This is a genomic window from Rhizobium nepotum 39/7 (assembly GCF_000949865.1).
Taxonomy (GTDB): Bacteria; Pseudomonadota; Alphaproteobacteria; order Rhizobiales; family Rhizobiaceae; genus Agrobacterium; species Agrobacterium nepotum.
Genome location: NZ_JWJH01000016.1, coordinates 64609 through 81349, shown reverse-complemented (window position 1 = coordinate 81349; position 16741 = coordinate 64609). Strand labels below are relative to the sequence as shown.

The 16741-nt window shown below is 59.2% G+C and carries 17 protein-coding genes; 9 read left to right on the top strand and 8 right to left on the bottom strand.

What is annotated here, in order from left to right:
- Positions 1-10: 10 nt before the first annotated feature.
- From RS75_RS17155 to RS75_RS17145, 3 genes are all read right to left on the bottom strand, one after another.
- On the bottom strand, positions 11-1903 hold the full coding sequence (locus tag RS75_RS17155; protein WP_045022476.1) for a peptidylprolyl isomerase: 1893 nt from the start codon (positions 1901-1903) through the stop codon (positions 11-13).
- 283 nt (positions 1904-2186) lie between these two features.
- Entirely contained in the window at positions 2187-2321 is a 135-nt protein-coding gene (locus RS75_RS27320; RefSeq protein WP_267884624.1) for a hypothetical protein, read from the bottom strand.
- Between the two features lie 42 nt (positions 2322-2363).
- A complete protein-coding gene (locus RS75_RS17145; RefSeq protein WP_045022473.1) occupies positions 2364-2543 on the bottom strand; it encodes a hypothetical protein in 180 nt (59 codons plus the stop codon).
- A gap of 417 nt (positions 2544-2960) precedes the next feature.
- On the opposite strand from RS75_RS17145, the gene coaD reads away from it, so the two are divergent.
- From coaD to RS75_RS17115, 6 genes are all read left to right on the top strand, one after another.
- Positions 2961-3455, top strand: a complete 495-nt coding sequence (gene coaD, locus RS75_RS17140) for a pantetheine-phosphate adenylyltransferase (RefSeq protein WP_045022472.1) — start codon at positions 2961-2963, stop codon at positions 3453-3455.
- Positions 3456-3484: 29 nt separating this feature from the next.
- Positions 3485-4054, top strand: coding sequence for a peptidylprolyl isomerase (locus tag RS75_RS17135; RefSeq protein WP_045022471.1), 570 nt, complete (start codon positions 3485-3487; stop codon positions 4052-4054).
- Positions 4055-4090: 36 nt separating this feature from the next.
- The gene (locus RS75_RS17130; RefSeq protein ID WP_045022469.1) at positions 4091-4600 is read left to right on the top strand and encodes a peptidylprolyl isomerase; all 510 of its coding nucleotides are present in this window, start codon (positions 4091-4093) and stop codon (positions 4598-4600) included.
- A gap of 234 nt (positions 4601-4834) precedes the next feature.
- The gene (gene queA, locus RS75_RS17125) at positions 4835-5917 is read left to right on the top strand and encodes a tRNA preQ1(34) S-adenosylmethionine ribosyltransferase-isomerase QueA (protein ID WP_045022468.1); all 1083 of its coding nucleotides are present in this window, start codon (positions 4835-4837) and stop codon (positions 5915-5917) included.
- A complete protein-coding gene (gene tgt, locus RS75_RS17120; protein ID WP_045022460.1) occupies positions 5917-7047 on the top strand; it encodes a tRNA guanosine(34) transglycosylase Tgt in 1131 nt (376 codons plus the stop codon). The genes queA and tgt overlap by 1 nt, the downstream gene beginning before the upstream one ends.
- Positions 7048-7225: 178 nt before the next feature.
- A complete protein-coding gene (locus tag RS75_RS17115) occupies positions 7226-8383 on the top strand; it encodes an aminodeoxychorismate synthase component I (protein ID WP_045022459.1) in 1158 nt (385 codons plus the stop codon).
- A gap of 125 nt (positions 8384-8508) precedes the next feature.
- On the opposite strand, the gene RS75_RS17110 is transcribed toward RS75_RS17115, so the two are convergent.
- From RS75_RS17110 to RS75_RS17090, 5 genes are all read right to left on the bottom strand, one after another.
- Positions 8509-9786, bottom strand: a complete 1278-nt coding sequence (locus tag RS75_RS17110) for a type III PLP-dependent enzyme (protein ID WP_045022458.1) — start codon at positions 9784-9786, stop codon at positions 8509-8511.
- On the bottom strand, positions 9770-11302 hold the full coding sequence (locus RS75_RS17105; protein WP_045022454.1) for an AMP-binding protein: 1533 nt from the start codon (positions 11300-11302) through the stop codon (positions 9770-9772). The genes RS75_RS17110 and RS75_RS17105 overlap by 17 nt, the downstream gene beginning before the upstream one ends.
- Positions 11299-11562 carry an acyl carrier protein gene (locus RS75_RS17100; RefSeq protein ID WP_045022453.1) on the bottom strand — a complete coding sequence of 88 codons (264 nt, stop codon included), beginning with the start codon at positions 11560-11562 and terminating at the stop codon, positions 11299-11301. Before RS75_RS17100 ends, RS75_RS17105 begins: the two co-directional genes overlap by 4 nt.
- Before the next feature lie 85 nt (positions 11563-11647).
- The gene (locus RS75_RS17095; protein WP_045022512.1) at positions 11648-12406 is read right to left on the bottom strand and encodes a hypothetical protein; all 759 of its coding nucleotides are present in this window, start codon (positions 12404-12406) and stop codon (positions 11648-11650) included.
- 278 nt (positions 12407-12684) lie between these two features.
- The gene (locus RS75_RS17090) at positions 12685-13812 is read right to left on the bottom strand and encodes an S-(hydroxymethyl)glutathione dehydrogenase/class III alcohol dehydrogenase (RefSeq protein ID WP_045022451.1); all 1128 of its coding nucleotides are present in this window, start codon (positions 13810-13812) and stop codon (positions 12685-12687) included.
- Between the two features lie 538 nt (positions 13813-14350).
- Here RS75_RS17090 and RS75_RS17085 point away from each other — a divergent pair.
- From RS75_RS17085 to RS75_RS17075, 3 genes are read left to right on the top strand one after another with little or no spacing between them, the layout of a single operon-like run.
- A complete protein-coding gene (locus RS75_RS17085) occupies positions 14351-15628 on the top strand; it encodes a pilus assembly protein (RefSeq protein ID WP_234704292.1) in 1278 nt (425 codons plus the stop codon).
- Entirely contained in the window at positions 15615-16148 is a 534-nt protein-coding gene (locus RS75_RS17080) for a TadE/TadG family type IV pilus assembly protein (RefSeq protein ID WP_045022449.1), read from the top strand. The genes RS75_RS17085 and RS75_RS17080 overlap by 14 nt, the downstream gene beginning before the upstream one ends.
- A complete protein-coding gene (locus tag RS75_RS17075; RefSeq protein WP_084687045.1) occupies positions 16145-16723 on the top strand; it encodes a TadE/TadG family type IV pilus assembly protein in 579 nt (192 codons plus the stop codon). The genes RS75_RS17080 and RS75_RS17075 overlap by 4 nt, the downstream gene beginning before the upstream one ends.
- Positions 16724-16741 lie beyond the last annotated feature (18 nt).

Here is a 16741-nt window from a genome sequence, read left to right as displayed (position 1 = left end):
CCGCCCCCGGTTAGAAACCGACCATCGCCTGATCGGCGAGGGCCTGATTGATGGTGACACCGTAGTCGTTCTGCAGGCGGTTGACCATCTGGTCGAGCATGTCGTCGCCGGCCGCGCGGGCGATGGCGGTGAATTGCTGGTCGTCATTGGCAAGCGCATCGGCAGGCGCGTTGGTGTCGACCGACGTGACCTTGAAGAGGATACGGCTGGAGCCGTCGGCGTCGGCCGCAGCGCCTGTCATGCCTTCAGCGCCGGAGAAAACCGCCGTGATCGTTTGCCGGCCGAAAATCGCATCCTCGCTGGTGCGGCGCAGGCCGGATTTCTGCTCGACGGCGAGGCTGAGTTCGCCGGCGATAGCCGCGAGCGTCTCACCCTTTTCGACGCGTGCCTTCAGCTCGTCGGCCTTGGCGGCAAGCGCGTTGCGCTGCTGCTCCGCCGTCCAGTCGGCCACGACATCGTCGCGCACTTCGGCAAGCGTGCGGTCGCGGGCGGGAATGATCTGGGTGACGTCGAACCAGATATAACCTTCGCGGCCGAGATTGATCGGCAGGGCTTCGGTGTCGGGTTCGGTCTTGAAGACTTCCTGCGCGAGCTGCGGCGAGGGCAGGCCCTGAATGGCGTCGCCCTTTTGATCAAGGCCGGCGGCATCGATGGCGTCGATGGTGACGGGCTTGAGGTTCAGCTGCTTTGCCGCATCGGCAAGCGAGGAACCGCCGGCGCGCAGGTCTTCGTAACGATCATGCACATTGGTGACTTCTTCGGCGGCGGCCGTGGTGGCGAGGTCCTTGCGGATATCCTCTTTCGCCTCTTCGAGCGTGCGGGTGGTTTCCGGCTTGATGCCGGTGACGCGCAGGATGACTGGGCCGAAGGAGCCCGCGACGACCGCAGATACGCCGCCATCCTTCTGGACGGCGAAAGCCGCATCGGCAATCGACTGGTCGGGGATCGTGTCCCTGGTGAATTCGCCGAGCGTCACGTCGGAGGCGGTCTTGCCCTGATCTTTCACCACCTGATCGTAGGTGGTGTTGCCGAGGCGGATCTGCTCGGCGGCGGCTTCGGCCATTTCCTTGTCCGGGAAGGTCAGCTGCTCCACCGTGCGGCGGCCGGCCGTGCGGAAGCTGTCCTTGTGGCTGTTGTAATAATCGGCGATCTGCGCATCCGTCACCGAAGCCTGATCGGCAATATCGGACGGCTCCAGCTTCACATAGGTGAACTTGCGGAATTCAGGCGCGCGATATTTCGTCTTGTTGGTTTCGAACCAGGGTGCAAGCACGTCTTCGCCCGGCGCCTTGACGGGTGGAATGACGGCGTTGGACAGGATGACGTAATCGACCGAGCGCTGCTCGTTGCGGTATTGTTTCAGCGCATCCACCAGCACCTGTGGTGCCGTGAAACCGTCGGAAACGGCTTCGACGATCTGGCTTCTGACCGCAACCTTGCTGCGTTCCTTGATGTAGTCGTCCTCGCGGAAGCCGGAATTGCGCAGGCGCTCGCTGAACAGATTACGATCGAACTGGCCGTTGACCGAGCGGAAGGCCGGGTCTTCGGCGATGAGGTTGGCGAGACGGTCTTCCGAAAGGCCGAGATTCATCTTCGAGGCCAGTTCGTCCAGGGAGGCGCCCGCCGCAAGCTGGCTGAACACTTGGCGGTCGATGCCGAAGGCCTTGGCCTGCTCGGTCGTCAGCCTCGTGCCGAACTGGCGGCTGAGATCGGAAACCTGACGCTGATAGGCGAGGCGGAATTCCTCGGGGCTGACCGTCTGGTCGCCCACGGTCATGACCGCATGCGAATTGGCGGTGACAAGCGATGCGGAGACGCCCCAGACGCCAAAAGAAACAACAAGCAGGAGAAGCAGCAGCTTGGCTGCCATGGTTCGAGAAGCATTTCTCAGGGAATCGAGCATCTTTATGCAAACCTCACAGGAACATCATCGCGGTCGCCAGCTCTCCGGCCCGCAACGTATCGGCGTTCCTTAAATCAATCCAAAGGGAAATTGAAGGGAATTTGCCTTGGAAAAACGGGGTTTTGAAAACGGTTATGTGATTGGGCCCATGTTTTTGCGCCGGCATCTTCGCCGTTCCGGCCTGTAAGGCGGCAAAATAAAACCGCCCGGAGCGGCCAGGCGGTTGCAAAGAATCACATTTCGAAAGGTGTGTAAGCCGGTTTCCTGCGATCAGAGGGCGCGGTCAGAAAGCACGATCGCGCCGGACCACGGCCTTGAATTCCTCGTCTTCCCGCCGCATCTCGGCGACGGCGGTGATCATCGATGTCACGAACATAATGCTGATCAGGGCAAGCAGCAACGTCAGAAATGTGAACATGAGATCGTCTCCGTGTGTGTTGCGAGGAACTCCTCGCTTTTATCAATAATAGTTCATGTACTGGGAACGGGAAGTCATCTGCTGGTAGTCCGGTCCCTGTGCATCAGGCTTTTGTTCATAAAGGCTAAACGTCGTTGCTACCATTGCGATGACCAGTACTGTCCAGGCTGTGCTGATGACGCTGATTTTCGCCGAAGTAGACTGTTTTTCTCTTACAAACATCTGTCTGTTCCTTTGGTTTGTCGTTAACGCGCCACGTCCAACCATGTTCCGCGTCAATCTTAAAAATCGATTAGCATCGCGCCTGTGAAACTTCCTTGAATGGCCTGTTCATCTGGCGTTCAGGAAACTGGCGGTGGGCCTCATTCGAGGAAAAGATACTCGGCTGCGAATGATGCGGTGATCGAAAGGACGATCATAAAGGCCAGCATTTTCATTTCTCCGGATGCTTAACGGGTGAGGGGCGTTTCGGTTTCCTTATGGTGTGTATTTATACAAATGAGCCCTGAAACCGCACTGAACGGCGCATTCATCCGTGGTTCAGATCGCCTTGGATGGAGGGCCAGGTTGCAAAAGTCTTGCGCCGCGCCCGTCTCCATGACAAAAGGCGGCACATAACGCCCACCACCTGAGAGCGATATGACGATTGCCTTTTATCCAGGATCCTTCGATCCGATGACCAACGGACATCTGGATGTGCTTATCCAGGCGCTGAACGTGGCTTCGAAAGTCATCGTCGCCGTTGGCATCCATCCCGGAAAAGCACCGCTGTTCAGCTTCGAGGAGCGGGCGGCGCTCATAAACCAGGCCCTTTCCGAGACATTGCCGGGCGAGGTGGCGCGTATGGAGGTCGTTTCCTTCGACAATCTGGTCGTCGATGCCGCGCGCCAGCACGGCGCGCATCTTCTGTTGCGCGGCCTGCGCGACGGCACTGATCTCGATTATGAAATGCAGATGGCCGGCATGAACCGCCAGATGGCGCCTGATATCCAGACCGTGTTCCTGCCGGCGGGTACGTCGTCGCGACCCATTACAGCCACATTGGTCCGGCAGATCGCCGCCATGGGCGGCAACGTGGACGCCTTCGTTCCCAAAGCCGTGCTTGAAGCCCTCAACGCCAAGCTGAAGCGCTGACTTCAGCCCTACATTCTGGAGCCAATCCGATGAAACTCGTTCGATTTGCCTTTGCCGGCGCCCTGTTTGCGGGCGCGCTTGCCGCCAGCACCTTCGCTTCGGCCGCCGAACTTCTAACCGTTCAGCTGAAGGACGGCCCTGTCGTCATCGAGCTGATGCCTGAGGTCGCGCCCAAGCATGTGGCGCAGATCGAGGCGCTGGCGAAAAAGGGCGCTTATGACAACGTGGCGTTCCACCGCGTCATCGACGGTTTCATGGCGCAGACCGGCGACGTGCAATATGGCAACATGGAGAAGGGTTTCAACGCCCAGCGCGCCGGCACCGGCGGCTCGGACCTGGCCGATATTCCGGCCGAATTCTCCAAGACACCGTTCACGCGCGGCGTGGTCGGCATGGCCCGCTCGCAGGATCCGAATTCCGCCAATTCGCAGTTCTTCATCATGTTTGCCGACGGTCCGTTCCTGAACGGCCAATATACCGTGGTCGGCAAGGTCGTGTCCGGCATGGAAGCCGTGGACAAGATCAAGCGCGGCGCCGGCGGTAACGGCGAAGTTTCCAACCCCGACCGGATGATCAAGGTCACTGTCGGCAAAAAGTAAGGTAGGGCAATAGAGCCCGAACAGAGGAGAATAATCATGGCCGAGATCAAGGATCCGGAAAACACGATCATCATGGAAACGACGACCGGCAAGGTCGTCATCCAGCTGCTTCCGGAAGTTGCCCCTAGCCACGTTGCCCGCATCAAGGAACTCGTGTCGGAAGGCGCTTATGACGGCGTCGTTTTCCACCGCGTCATCGAAGACTTCATGGCCCAGACCGGCGACGTGAAGTTTGGCAAGAAGGGCTCGGAAAGCTTCAACCCGGCCCGCGCCGGCATGGGCGGCTCCGACAAGCCGGACCTCAAGGCTGAATTCTCCGCGATCTCGCATGTGCGCGGCACCTGCTCGATGGCCCGTTCGCAGAGCCCGAACTCTGCCAATTCGCAGTTCTTCATCTGCTTCACCGATTCGCCCTGGCTGAACAAGCAGTACACCGTGTGGGGCCAGGTCATCGAAGGCATGGAAGCCATCGACAAGGTCAAGCGCGGCGAGCCTGTGAAGGACCCCGATTCGATCGTTTCCATCAAGCTTGCTTCGGCAGCCTGAGGATAGAGAGTTTCTCCCGCCTTGCTTGGCCGCAGGGCGGGTGGATATTTTGCTGATTGAGTGTTCCTCGCACTCGGCGTCATCCTCGGACTTGACCCGAGGATCCATCACCCGCCGACGTGGATCCTCGGGTCAAGCCCGAGGATGACGCCGAGGTGAGGAGGCCTCTTCACCAATAACGACCCGCCGGCAGTTGCTGCGAGGCGGGTTTTGATATTTTCGAGAGCCGTTGCAATGCGTGTAGACCTGTTCGATTTCGATCTGCCCGAGGAAAATATCGCCCTTCGCCCGGCGAACCCGCGCGATAGCGCGCGCCTGCTGGTGGTCGATCCGGATGCCAACCGCATGGAAGACCATCGCGTCTTCGACCTGATATCCTTTCTGAAGCCCGGCGATGCGCTGGTGTTCAACGATACGCGCGTCATTCCCGCCCAGCTTGAAGGGGTGCGGCTGCGCGAAGGCGCGCCGGAGACGGCGGTTTCCGCCACGCTGCACATGCGCGCCGACCAATCGCGCTGGAAGGCTTTCGCGCGACCCGGTAAGCGCATTAAAGCGGGCGACCGCATCCGTTTCGGTTACGAGCGCGACAATGCCTGCGGCCTTGCCCACCTCGAAGCCACCGTCGAGGAAAAGGGCGATGAGGGCGAAATCACGCTGCTTTTCGACGTTTCCGGCCCGGTGCTGGACGAGGCGATCGCCTCCGTCGGCCACATTCCGCTGCCGCCCTATATCGCCGCCAAACGGCCGGAAGACGCACAGGACCAGATCGACTACCAGACCATTTACGCCCGCGAGAAGGGCGCAGTCGCCGCACCCACCGCCGGGCTGCATTTCACGCCGGCCCTGTTCGAAGCGCTGGACAATGCCGGGATAGAGCGGCATTTCGTGACGCTTCACGTTGGGGCAGGCACCTTCCTTCCGGTGAAGTCCGACGATACCGACGATCACAAGATGCATTTCGAGATCGGCCATGTTTCGGAAGAAACTGCGGCAAAGCTCAATGCCGTCAAGGCACGCGGCGGGCGTATCGTCTCAGTCGGCACCACGTCGCTGCGGCTGATCGAAAGCGCCACCGACGAGAATGGCGTCATTCACCCATGGTCGGGCGCCACGGGCATCTTCATCACGCCCGGATACCGCTTCAGGGCGGTCGATATTCTGATGACCAATTTCCACCTGCCGAAATCGACGCTGTTCATGCTGGTTTCGGCTTTTTGCGGTCTCGAGACGATGCGTGACGCTTATGCGCATGCCATCGAAACCGGATACCGTTTTTATTCCTATGGCGATTCCAGCCTGTTGTTCCGGAAGAACTGATGCACGAGAAATTCACCTTCACCCTGAAAGCCACGAGCGGCGGCGCGCGCCTTGGCGAAGTTGCCATGCCGCGCGGTGTCATCCGCACGCCCGCCTTCATGCCTGTTGGCACCGTCGGCACCGTCAAGGCCATGTATCTCGATCAGGTGCGTGAGCTGGGAGCCGATATCATTCTCGGCAATACCTATCACCTGATGCTGCGGCCCGGTCCGGAGCGCGTGGCAAGGCTTGGCGGCCTGCATGAGCTGATCCGCTGGCCGCACCCGATCCTCACCGACAGCGGCGGCTTCCAGGTCATGTCGCTTTCGGGCCTGCGCAAGCTGGACGAGAAGGGCGTGACCTTCAAGAGCCATGTGGACGGTTCGCTGCACCACATGTCGCCGGAACGTTCGATCGAAATTCAGGGCATGCTCGATTCGGACATCCAGATGCAGCTCGACGAATGCATTGCGCTGCCGGCCGAGCGCAAGGAAATCGAGCGTGCCATGGAAATGTCGCTGCGCTGGGCGGAACGCTGCCGTGTCGCCTTCGGCGAGCAGTCCGGCAAGGCCATGTTCGGCATCGTGCAGGGCGGTGACCAGCCGGATCTGCGCATCCGTTCGGCCGAAGGGCTGAAGCAGCTTGATCTCAAGGGTTATGCGGTCGGCGGGCTGGCTGTCGGCGAGCCGCAGGAAGTGATGCTCGGCATGCTCGACATCACGCTGCCGGTGCTGCCCACCGAAAAGCCGCGTTACCTGATGGGCGTCGGCACGCCTGACGATATCCTGAAATCGGTGGCGCGCGGCATCGACATGTTCGACTGCGTGATGCCGACCCGCTCCGGCCGCCACGGACTTGCCTTCACCCGCCGTGGCAGGGTCAATATCCGTAACGCCCGCCACGCCGAGGATATGCGCCCGCTGGACGAGCAGTCCAATTGCCCGGCCTCGCGCGATTATTCCCGCGCCTATCTGCATCATCTCACGCGCTCCAACGAGGCGCTGGGCGGCATGCTGCTCTCCTGGCACAATCTTGCCTATTACCAGGAGCTGATGCAGGGTATCCGCAAGTCGATCGAGGAAGGCCGTTTCGCCGATTTTTATGCGGAAACCATCGAAATGTGGGCGCGGGGCGACATAGACCCGGTTTAATGGAGACGGCGAACCTTTCTTCCACACTCGACGTCATCCTCGGCCCCGTGCCGAGGATTTGCCGAGATAGCTAAAGTCGACGGGCGGCAGATCCTCGGGACAAGCCCGAGGGTGACGACGGAGAGGTTTTTTTCCGCCGACCTGAAGTTCCCCGATTTACCCCCTACGGATTTTTTCCTTGGCACATGCGCCTTACGTTCTTTTCCGGGATGACACGACCGGCACGGTGACAGCCTTCACCGAGCCGGAGGAGATCATCGTCGCGGACGAGCCCGAGGCGTTTTTTGCCGCGCTGAAGCGTATGGAGCAGCTGCGCCGCGCCGGGAAATATCTTGCCGGCTATATGTCCTACGAGGCGGGTTTCCTGTTCGAGCCGAAACTTGCGCCATCGGCTTCGCAACCCCGCAATGTGCCGTTTCTGCGTTTCGGCGTCTTCTCCGGTCCGCAGCCGGATGAGGGACGGTTTGCGCGTCCCCAAAACCTGCCGGATGCGGATGCGTTTCTTTCCGACCCCACGCCCGCATGGACGTTTGCGGAATATCGCCAGCGTTTCGAGCGGCTGCACGAGCATCTTCGCCGGGGCGACTGTTATCAGGGCAACCTGACCATGCCCGTTCATGCGGGCTGGTCCGGTAATCCGCTCACGGCCTTCTGGTCGCTGGTCGAACGCCAGCCGGTAAAATATGGCGCGCTGGTCGATCTTGGCGGCCCGGTCATCCTGTCGCGCTCACCGGAGTTGTTTTTCGCGGTCGATGGTCAGGGCTTCATCGAAACCCATCCGATGAAGGGAACGACGCCGCGCGGGGCCGATGCGGAAGAGGACCGGGCGATCATCGCGGCGATGCTTGCGGATGAAAAGACGCTGGCGGAAAACCGGATGATCGTCGATCTGCTGCGCAACGATATTTCCCGCATCACCGAGGTTGGCAGTCTCGATGTGCCGCGGCTGTTCGATATCGAGACCTATCCGACCGTGCACCAGATGGTCAGCCATGTGCGGGCGAAGCTTTTGCCTGACGCGACGGTGGAGGATATTTTCGCGGCGCTGTTTCCCTGTGGCTCTGTCACCGGTGCACCGAAAATGTGGGCGATGAAAATCCTGCGCGAACTGGAACAGACGCCACGCGACGCCTATTGCGGCGCGATCGGCTTCATGTCTCCTGCTGGTGAGATGCGCTTTTCGGTGGCGATCCGCACGCTTACCCTGTTCGATGAAGGCCGCGCCGTCTTCAACGTCGGCGGCGGTATCGTGTTCGATTCCGATGCCGAGGCGGAGTATGATGAGTGTCTGCTGAAATCGAAATTCGCGGTCGGGGACAGGTTGTTGCGGCGGTGACTGGCGCTGCTCTCTCCCTCATTCCTGGGACGAGTACAGGAATGAGGTTTGGAGGAAGCTCCGATGTCAGCAGTCACATGTGTGCCCGTAGGAAAACCGCGTCAGGTTTTCGCTACCTCACGTCCTCAACGTCCGATCACCTCAAACGCACCATTCTCAACCAGCACTTCCTTCGCCGCCGGATGGCTGAGAAAACCCGCTGGGCTGGCGGTTGCGCCATAGGCTCCTGATTGCAGGAAGGCGATGAGATCGCCGGCCTTCAACTTCGGCAGGGCCGCATTGCGGGCGAGCGTGTCGAGCGGTGTGCAGAGAGGGCCAACGATGGTTGCGGTCTCGTCATAGTCTGCCTGCATCATGGCCGGTGCGACGATGGGGTAATTGCGCTTGACGATCTGGCCAAGATTGCCCGAGGCCGCCAGATGGTGGTGCATGCCGCCATCCGTCACCACGAAGGTGGTGCCGCGCGAGGTCTTCACCGAATTGACTTCGGCCACATAGATGCCCGCAGGCCCCACCAGGAAGCGGCCGGGTTCGACGATGACATGGGCATCGGCAATCAGCGGATGCGCCTGCATCAGCGCCCTGAGGTCTGGAATGGCGGCGTTGACCGCCGCGAGATCGAGCGGTGTTTCCCCGGTGAAATAGGGAATACCGAGGCCGCCGCCGAGATCGATGGTTTCGAGCGGTTTGCCCAGTATCTCCGCCATGCGCGCCGCAAGGGAAATGGCGTGTCTCCATTGGGCGACAAGCATGTCGGCGTCGAGGATCTGCGTGCCGCCGTAAATATGAACGCCGACGAGATCGATATGCCGGGCGGCCTGGAAGAGCGGCAGGATATTTTCCAGTTCTTCCTCGTCAAAACCGAAGGCCGTGGCCTTGCCGCCCATGCGCATGGCGCCGGCTTGAGCATCCGGCACCGGATTGATACGGATCGAGGCCTTGACCGGCTTGCCGATCGCCTCGATGCGGGCGATTTCCTCGGCGCTTTCGATATGGATTTCGCCGATGCCGCCCTCGATCACTTCCAGCAATTCGGCCCTGCGTTTGCCAGGGCCTGCGAAGATGATCTTTTCCGGCGGCACACCTGCCTTGATGGCGGCGCGATATTCGCCGACGGAAGCGATTTCCGCACCGGTGCCTTCTTGCCGGAAAAGCGAGATGATGGCGGGCAGGGGATTGGCCTTTACCGAATAATAGATGTCGGCAAAGCCGCCGAGAGCGTTTTTAAGATCGCGACAGGCGCGGCGCATGGCGCTGGCGTCATAAAGGAAGCACGGCGTTCCGGTCTCGGCCACGATATCGCGCACCGCAAGGCCGCCGATGACAAGATCGTTTTCGTTGACTGCGAATTGCGCGGCGGCAAGGGCCGGGCCGTGGCTTTGGGGTTTATCCGTGGGCGCCATCGTCCGTCCGTTCGCGCACCAGCGCGCGGTAGTCCACCTTGCCATTGGCCGTGACCGGAAGGCGGTCGACCAGTTCTATGGCGCGCGGGATCATGAAGGGGGCGAGCATTTCGGCGGCTTTCTTGAGCGCTGCCGAAACATCGATATTCTCGTTGGCGGCGGTTGCCACCGCATGCACCTTTTCACCCGCGAACGGGTCGGGCAGGCCGATGACGGCGACCTGCTGGAAAAGGCCAGTCGACATCAGGCTTTCTTCCACCTCGGTCGGGCTGATGCGATAGCCTGACGATTTGATCATCGCATCGTTGCGGGCGACGAAGCTGAAAAAGCCGTCCTCGTCCTCCACCGCCAGATCGCCGGAATAACACACGGTCTCGCCGCCACGTGCAGCTGGGATGAAGGGGTGAGGGCGCAGCACTTTGGCCGTGTCTTCCGGCCGGTTCCAGTAGCCCAGCGAAACGGTCGGGCCGCGATGGACGAGAATGCCGGGCTCGCCCGGTTTTGCCTTTTGTCCCTCAGCGGTGACAATGAAAATTTCGCATTCCGGAATGGCCTTGCCGATGGAGGTCGGGCGGCGGTCGATTTCTTCCGGCGGCAGAAAGGTGGAGCGGAAGGCTTCAGTGAGGCCATACATCAGGAAGATTTTCGTGTCCGGCAGCTTTTCACGCAGCGCTTTCACGGTTTCCTGCGGCACGCGCCCGCCGGAATTGGTGATATAGCGCAGCTGCGGCAGCGGCGTCTTCGCGAGCAATGGGGCTGCTCGCGTCAGGATCGCCCAGACGGTCGGCACCCCGGCAAGCCCGGTGATGGCATGGTCGCGCAGATCGCGGACGATGTCATCGCCCAGCCGGAAGGTGGAGATGATCGTCGTGGCGCCCTGTTCCACCGCCGTCAGCAGCTGGTTCAGGCCGTAATCGAAGCTGAAGGGCAGGATGGAGAGAATGCGGTCTTTGTCGGTGATTTCCAGATAGGTGCGCACGATGCGCGCGCCAGCCAGAAGATTGCGGTGCGACAGCATGACGCCCTTGGGCGAGCCGGTGGAGCCGGAGGTGTAGAGGATCGCCGCAAGGTCCTCGCCGATTGCCGCCGAGGCTTTGACGGGCACGTTTTGGCGGCTGTCGATGTCTTCCGCCAGCAGCACTTTGACATCGGCCATGTCTTCCAGCGCCGCGTTCAGCTCATCCTTCATCGCCATATTGCTGATGATGATTTTCGCGCCGCAATCCCTGACGATATGGCGGATCTGCTGTGCCTTCAGCAGCGCGTTGACCGGCACGAAGACGCAGGCCGCTATGCTCACGCCGAAGATCGACCAGCACTCCTCGATACCGCGTGGCAGGAAGATGACGACGCGGTCGCCGCGCTCCGTTCCGGCTTCCCGCAATGCCGCCGCACAACGCGACGCCGCTTCGGAAAATTCGCGATAGCTTAGTGATTTTTCTTTGTATACAAGCGCCTCATCGCCGCTTTCCGCCCGCGCGATGAGCAGGTGGTGCAGCAGGACGTGGGGTGTCATCTGCGCCGTTCCTGCGTGACGAAGGCAATCAGATCGGCGGGCGTGCCGAGATTTTCCGGGGTGAAATGTTCGTCATTGAGAATGATGCCGAAGCCTTCACCGAGAAAGATCATCAGCTCCAGAAAGCCGAGCGAATCGATCACGCCTCCTTCGAGCAATTGCGTATCGGCCGCAAAGGGGGCGTGAGCCGGAAAACGTTGCGAGAGGTAGGAATAGATAGTCCCTGAGACGTCCGCTTCCCTAAGTTTCGCTGAAACCATGCTTCTTCTCCGCTCGTTCGCGCTGTCGGGATATATTGGCCGAAGCGCCTTTTCTTCTATGCAGGCAAGGTTCAACGCGGTCTTTTCAAGAGCGCCCCAATACCCTGGGTGGCAATAACACCGATTCTGAGTATGTTTCGTTAATAAACCGTGGGTTCCATGCGCCCTTTACTTGTATCGGCGCAGATTTGAGCACGGCAAATCCACCGGCGTCTCGCTCCTCGTCAGGGGCCGCCATGGTCATGGCGAACCGGCCCTTGCGAAGAAGATGGCGGGCAATGGCGGATATGTGCCTTTGTGCGAGGTACCTGTCTTCGCAATAGATGAGGCGGGCGGAGGGTAGCCTTTTGGTCACCGTTTTTAAGAATACCAGCGGATGATAACGCCCATCCGCCTCCAGCACCGCTACCATGCAGCCGAAAAGCGCATGATCTTCCAGCATATCGCGCATTGCCGTGGGCAACGCGCCGGGCGGAACGTCGGCAAGCGGGCGGAGCCGCGCCCTTGCCGGGCCGATCGCCTTTGGTAGCAGGGGATAAAAGAGCGTATAATCCGTCACCGTCGAAAACCCCAGCCTTTCATTCAGCTTGCAGGCTTCCGGAGACGGGGTGAAGTCGGTGAAGATTTCGTCCGGCGAGGATGAGGCCATTTGCAGCATGCGCGGTGCGAACCAACGGCTGGACGGCTCGACATACCAGCTCGACAGGTTGACGACGATCCTGTCGGGGTCGGGCAGGCGGCTTCGGATCGTCAGAAGAACGCCGACGGCATCGTCGCCCTTCATCAGCAATTGCCCGATTTCGCCGAGGTTTCGCCGCTCATGATGCGTGCTGATAAGCGCCAGCCCGCGAGACCAGAAAGCCTCGCTTTTTTCCGGGAAACCCTTCGTCAAAAGCGCAACGGCGGCGACGCGGTTTCCGTTGTCGATCGGTACGGTTTTCAGAGGTCGCTCCCGCTGTCTGGCGTCGTTTTGGACGGGGAGGGATTTTTCAACTCCACCGCGCAATATTGGCATACGACGATAGATTTACCGTCCCGTTAATCGGCAGGGCTGTAGGCGGAAAAGTCGGTCAATTCGCAGGAATGGCAGACGCGCAGTGCGCGCCTGCCGGTGTTATTAGATCAATAGACCACGACGCCGCGAATGCTCTCGCCCTTGTGCATCAGCTCGAAGCCCTTGTTGATGTCTTCGAGCGGCATGGTGTGGGTGATCATCGGATCGATCTGGATCTTGCCCTCCATGTACCATTCGACGATCTTCGGCACGTCGGTGCGGCCGCGCGCGCCGCCGAAGGCCGTGCCCATCCAGTTGCGGCCGGTGACCAGCTGGAACGGACGCGTGGAGATTTCCTGACCGGCGCCCGCAACGCCGATGATGACCGATTTGCCCCAGCCGCGATGCGAGGATTCCAGCGCCTGACGCATGACCCTGGTATTGCCGGTGCAGTCGAACGTGTAGTCCGCGCCGCCGATCAGGTCGCCATTGCGTTTCGTCATGTTGACGAGATAGGGCACGATGTCGTCGCCGACTTCCTTCGGGTTGACGAAGTGCGTCATGCCGAACTTCTCGCCCCATTCCTTGCGGTCATTGTTGATGTCGACGCCGATGATCATGTCGGCGCCGGCCAGACGCAGGCCCTGCAGGACGTTGAGGCCGATGCCACCAAGACCGAAGACGATTGCCGTCGAACCGATCTCGACCTTGGCGGTGTTGATGACGGCGCCGATACCGGTCGTCACGCCGCAGCCGATGTAGCAGACCTTGTCGAAGGGCGCGTCGGGATTGATCTTGGCAAGGGCGATCTCCGGCAGGACGGTAAAGTTCGAGAAGGTCGAGCAGCCCATATAATGGTGGATCTTGTCCTTGCCGATCGAGAAGCGGCTGGTGCCATCCGGCATCACGCCCTGGCCCTGGGTGGCGCGGATGGAGGTGCAGAGATTGGTCTTGCGTGACGTGCAGGAGTAGCACTCGCGGCATTCCGGCGTGTAGAGCGGAATGACGTGATCGCCCTTCTTGACCGAGGTGACGCCGGGGCCGACATCCACGACGATACCGGCGCCCTCATGGCCGAGAATGGCCGGAAAGAGACCTTCCGGATCGGCGCCCGACAGGGTGAAATCGTCGGTGTGGCAGATGCCGGTCGCCTTGACCTCGATCAGCACTTCGCCGAAGCGAGGGCCTTCCAGCTGGACGGTCATGACCTCAAGCGGTTTTCCGGCCTGTACGGCAACTGCGGCGCGAACGTCCATTTTTGATCTCCTGGCATTTGTCTCGTGATTGGATAGGGCTTTTTGCCCGAGCTTGGCGGCAGGGGCAAGGTACAAATCCGTCTCGTTGTATTCAAAAGACGGCAATGCCCGTCATGCGGTCAAGGGATTTGCCCATAGCCACAGGCCTGTCGCCGAGGCGATGCTTCGCCCTGTTCTTATGTGATTTACTTCGGCTATTATAAATTATTAATACATGAATTAAGTATATGATTTTGCATATATTTTTTTGAATAAAGGTGATCTTTAATTTACACATTTCGTGTCTATTTCGCACTATAGAATTTCGAATGAAATATAACGCGCAGTCGACGCCGGTTTGCGGCAGCCTGGGATAGTATTTTTCATCTGATGCTTGCAAATGGTCCGATCCATTTGTCGCGCACCGCCATGATCGCGGCCAATCAGCCCTTGCTGAGTTTGTTTTTCTATGGCCCGAACACTTCGTTGGGCCGTGGTGTTTGAGTCTGTCCGTCTGTGGAGGGGCCGGGCGTTTTTCCGAGGCGGGATAACCAGTTTCATGAAGCGGCGTTTGCATATGTTGGGTATTGAGAAAAAACTGAACGGACTGAAGGATGCATTCGAGGCGCTGTTAGGCGACCGAAGGGCCAGTTTCGCCATTATGACGGCATTGCTGTTGCCGGTTTTCCTGCTGTTTTTCGGGTTTCTATTCGAAGGCGGCCGGGCTTTGGCCTATTATAGCCAATCCAAGCGGGTGATTGCGCAGGCTTGTGAGCGTTCGACAAAACCGACGCGAACGAATGTACCGTTGGATGAGGTGCGCCGTAAAAACGTGCTCGACACGTTCGACGCACTGATCCGTTCCACCAAACAGGATGTGGTCAGTCGCGACGTCAAAATCGACTGGCTGACGACGGATATGGAGGCCAAGTTCAGCTACAAAACCGTGTTTGGTGACATGTTCGGGGCGAAAAAACTGGACTATCAGCTGTCGTACCGTTGCGGCGGTATTCCGCCCTATCCGCATGACGGTGAGGTCGTCGTCAACAACACCTTCGAAAAGACGCTGAACGGCACGGAACGTATGCTGAAAAACGGCAGAACCGCCAAAACACCCAATGGCTGCTGGGGAGTTTATACCTATGCCGAACTGGGATGGGATGGCGGTACGGGACCGGGCATCGAACTTCAGGACTGGAGCAATGCGGATTGCCGGAAGAACCACGGCTGGCAGGGCTACGGGGATCAGGAAAAGGAGAAAGAGACAAGCGCCGGGATGACATGCACCCCAACGTCACAGGCCACTCTTCCCAAAGAAAACAGCGATTCGAAAAACGGCAACAAGGCGCAATCGGATGGCAAGGACGCCTTGAATTCCGAGCAGGGGCAGCAGTGCCCAACAGAGGAAGAGAAGAACAACACGCCCTCGCTGAGCAACGGCCAAAATGAGCGGATACCACCAACCCGCTATGCGGTGGAACTCGACAGTCACTGGGATGGGAAAAGAACCGATGCCAATAGTTCGATCTTCAAATATGTGGAGATGCATCCCGGCAAATATGAAATCTCGGTCTGGTACAACGGGCGTAACCAAAATTACGAAGGCTCGAACGACATCGACATTTCACTGCAAGTGCTACGTCCGCAATTAGGTCCGGATAAAAAAATCATTCAGATGCATCAGAAGGCGAACGAAATCCGGTGGGAGCGTCGTAGCTACAATATCACGGTCGACACCTATTCCCTGTACAAGCTGTCAATTGCTGCCGCTGGAAAGAGCGATACTCTCGGCGGTATTATAACGGCTTTCGAGGTGACATATCTTGACTCGCTTTAAGATATCGCATCGTGGCTTCCCCAGTCTCATCCGGTCGCTTGCTGCGGATATCCGTGCGGCCACCGCCATTGAGTTCGGTTTGCTTTTGCCGGTCTATCTCCTGCTGATCTTCGGCATCATCGAAGTCAGTCTTGTGCTTTTCTTCAGCCTCAATATGTCGACGGCGGCCACCGCCGGGGCTGAATATCTGCGCAAGGCGGCGGCTGGCCGAACATCCGTCACCGACGCGGAGTTCAGGCAGGTTATTGCCTCGAATTTCCTGCTCGCGACAACGGAAAAGGATCTGAAAATATCGCTCATTGCCATTGCTGATGCCGACCTAGCTACTGCACCGGTGGTATTTCCGGTCGAGAACAAATTCGAGGCGCCGAGCAAGTCCGCCGGGCAATATCTCCTGGCGCTAGGGTATGACTGGAAATTCATTCTTCCCACCACCCATCTGCTCGTTCCCAGTTCCGGGGGCAAGCCGCAATTGCAGAATGTCTCGCTGGCGATCACCGCCGTTCGGGTGTCGGAATGATTATTAAGAGGTTGAAATCTCTCTCTATATCGCTGATGCGTTCGCGCTCCGGCGTGGCTGCGGTGGAATTTGCGCTGTTGATGCCTTTGCTCATTCTGGTGCTGGCGATGGTGATCGAAATCGGGCGTGGCTGGATGAGCTATGACCGTTTCGTGACGGTTGTGGACAATACCGCCCGCTGGTCGGCCCGTTTCCCAGAATTTGAGGAGCGCGTCAGGACGGGGGTCAAATCCTTTGTCATGGCTGCCGGGCGGCCGCTCGAACCCGAAAAGCTTGATCTGACGCTCAGAAGCGCCAAGCTTGTGGGTGGGGTCGCCGTGACCGAATTCACCCCTTACAATTTTTTTGGCAACGCCGAAAGCGTGAAGTGGGACAAGATATTGACGGAAGGAAACTTCAAGATCGAAGAGACGGCAATCGTGATTTCGGGCCGTTATAAATATCGCCCGCTCATTTCGTTTCTGAGCAATACGGCTATCGAGTTCGAATACGTGACGGCGGTCAACCCGTATTTCTCCCGACATTACAAATATCAGAAGGGAAAGTCGGACTGGCTATTCTGGAATGTTCGCTGACGGCATTGGCCAAGGGAT

Coding starts and splice junctions, on each gene's coding strand:
- RS75_RS17155 (WP_045022476.1), bottom strand. CDS start 1,903: ATGCTCGATTCCCTGAGAAATGCTTCTCGAACCATGGCAGCCAAGCTG.
- RS75_RS27320 (WP_267884624.1), bottom strand. CDS start 2,321: ATGTTCACATTTCTGACGTTGCTGCTTGCCCTGATCAGCATTATGTTC.
- RS75_RS17145 (WP_045022473.1), bottom strand. CDS start 2,543: ATGTTTGTAAGAGAAAAACAGTCTACTTCGGCGAAAATCAGCGTCATC.
- coaD (WP_045022472.1), top strand. CDS start 2,961: ATGACGATTGCCTTTTATCCAGGATCCTTCGATCCGATGACCAACGGA.
- RS75_RS17135 (WP_045022471.1), top strand. CDS start 3,485: ATGAAACTCGTTCGATTTGCCTTTGCCGGCGCCCTGTTTGCGGGCGCG.
- RS75_RS17130 (WP_045022469.1), top strand. CDS start 4,091: ATGGCCGAGATCAAGGATCCGGAAAACACGATCATCATGGAAACGACG.
- queA (WP_045022468.1), top strand. CDS start 4,835: ATGCGTGTAGACCTGTTCGATTTCGATCTGCCCGAGGAAAATATCGCC.
- tgt (WP_045022460.1), top strand. CDS start 5,917: ATGCACGAGAAATTCACCTTCACCCTGAAAGCCACGAGCGGCGGCGCG.
- RS75_RS17110 (WP_045022458.1), bottom strand. CDS start 9,786: ATGGCGCCCACGGATAAACCCCAAAGCCACGGCCCGGCCCTTGCCGCC.
- RS75_RS17105 (WP_045022454.1), bottom strand. CDS start 11,302: ATGACACCCCACGTCCTGCTGCACCACCTGCTCATCGCGCGGGCGGAA.
- RS75_RS17100 (WP_045022453.1), bottom strand. CDS start 11,562: ATGGTTTCAGCGAAACTTAGGGAAGCGGACGTCTCAGGGACTATCTAT.
- RS75_RS17090 (WP_045022451.1), bottom strand. CDS start 13,812: ATGGACGTTCGCGCCGCAGTTGCCGTACAGGCCGGAAAACCGCTTGAG.
- RS75_RS17085 (WP_234704292.1), top strand. CDS start 14,351: ATGAAGCGGCGTTTGCATATGTTGGGTATTGAGAAAAAACTGAACGGA.
- RS75_RS17075 (WP_084687045.1), top strand. CDS start 16,145: ATGATTATTAAGAGGTTGAAATCTCTCTCTATATCGCTGATGCGTTCG.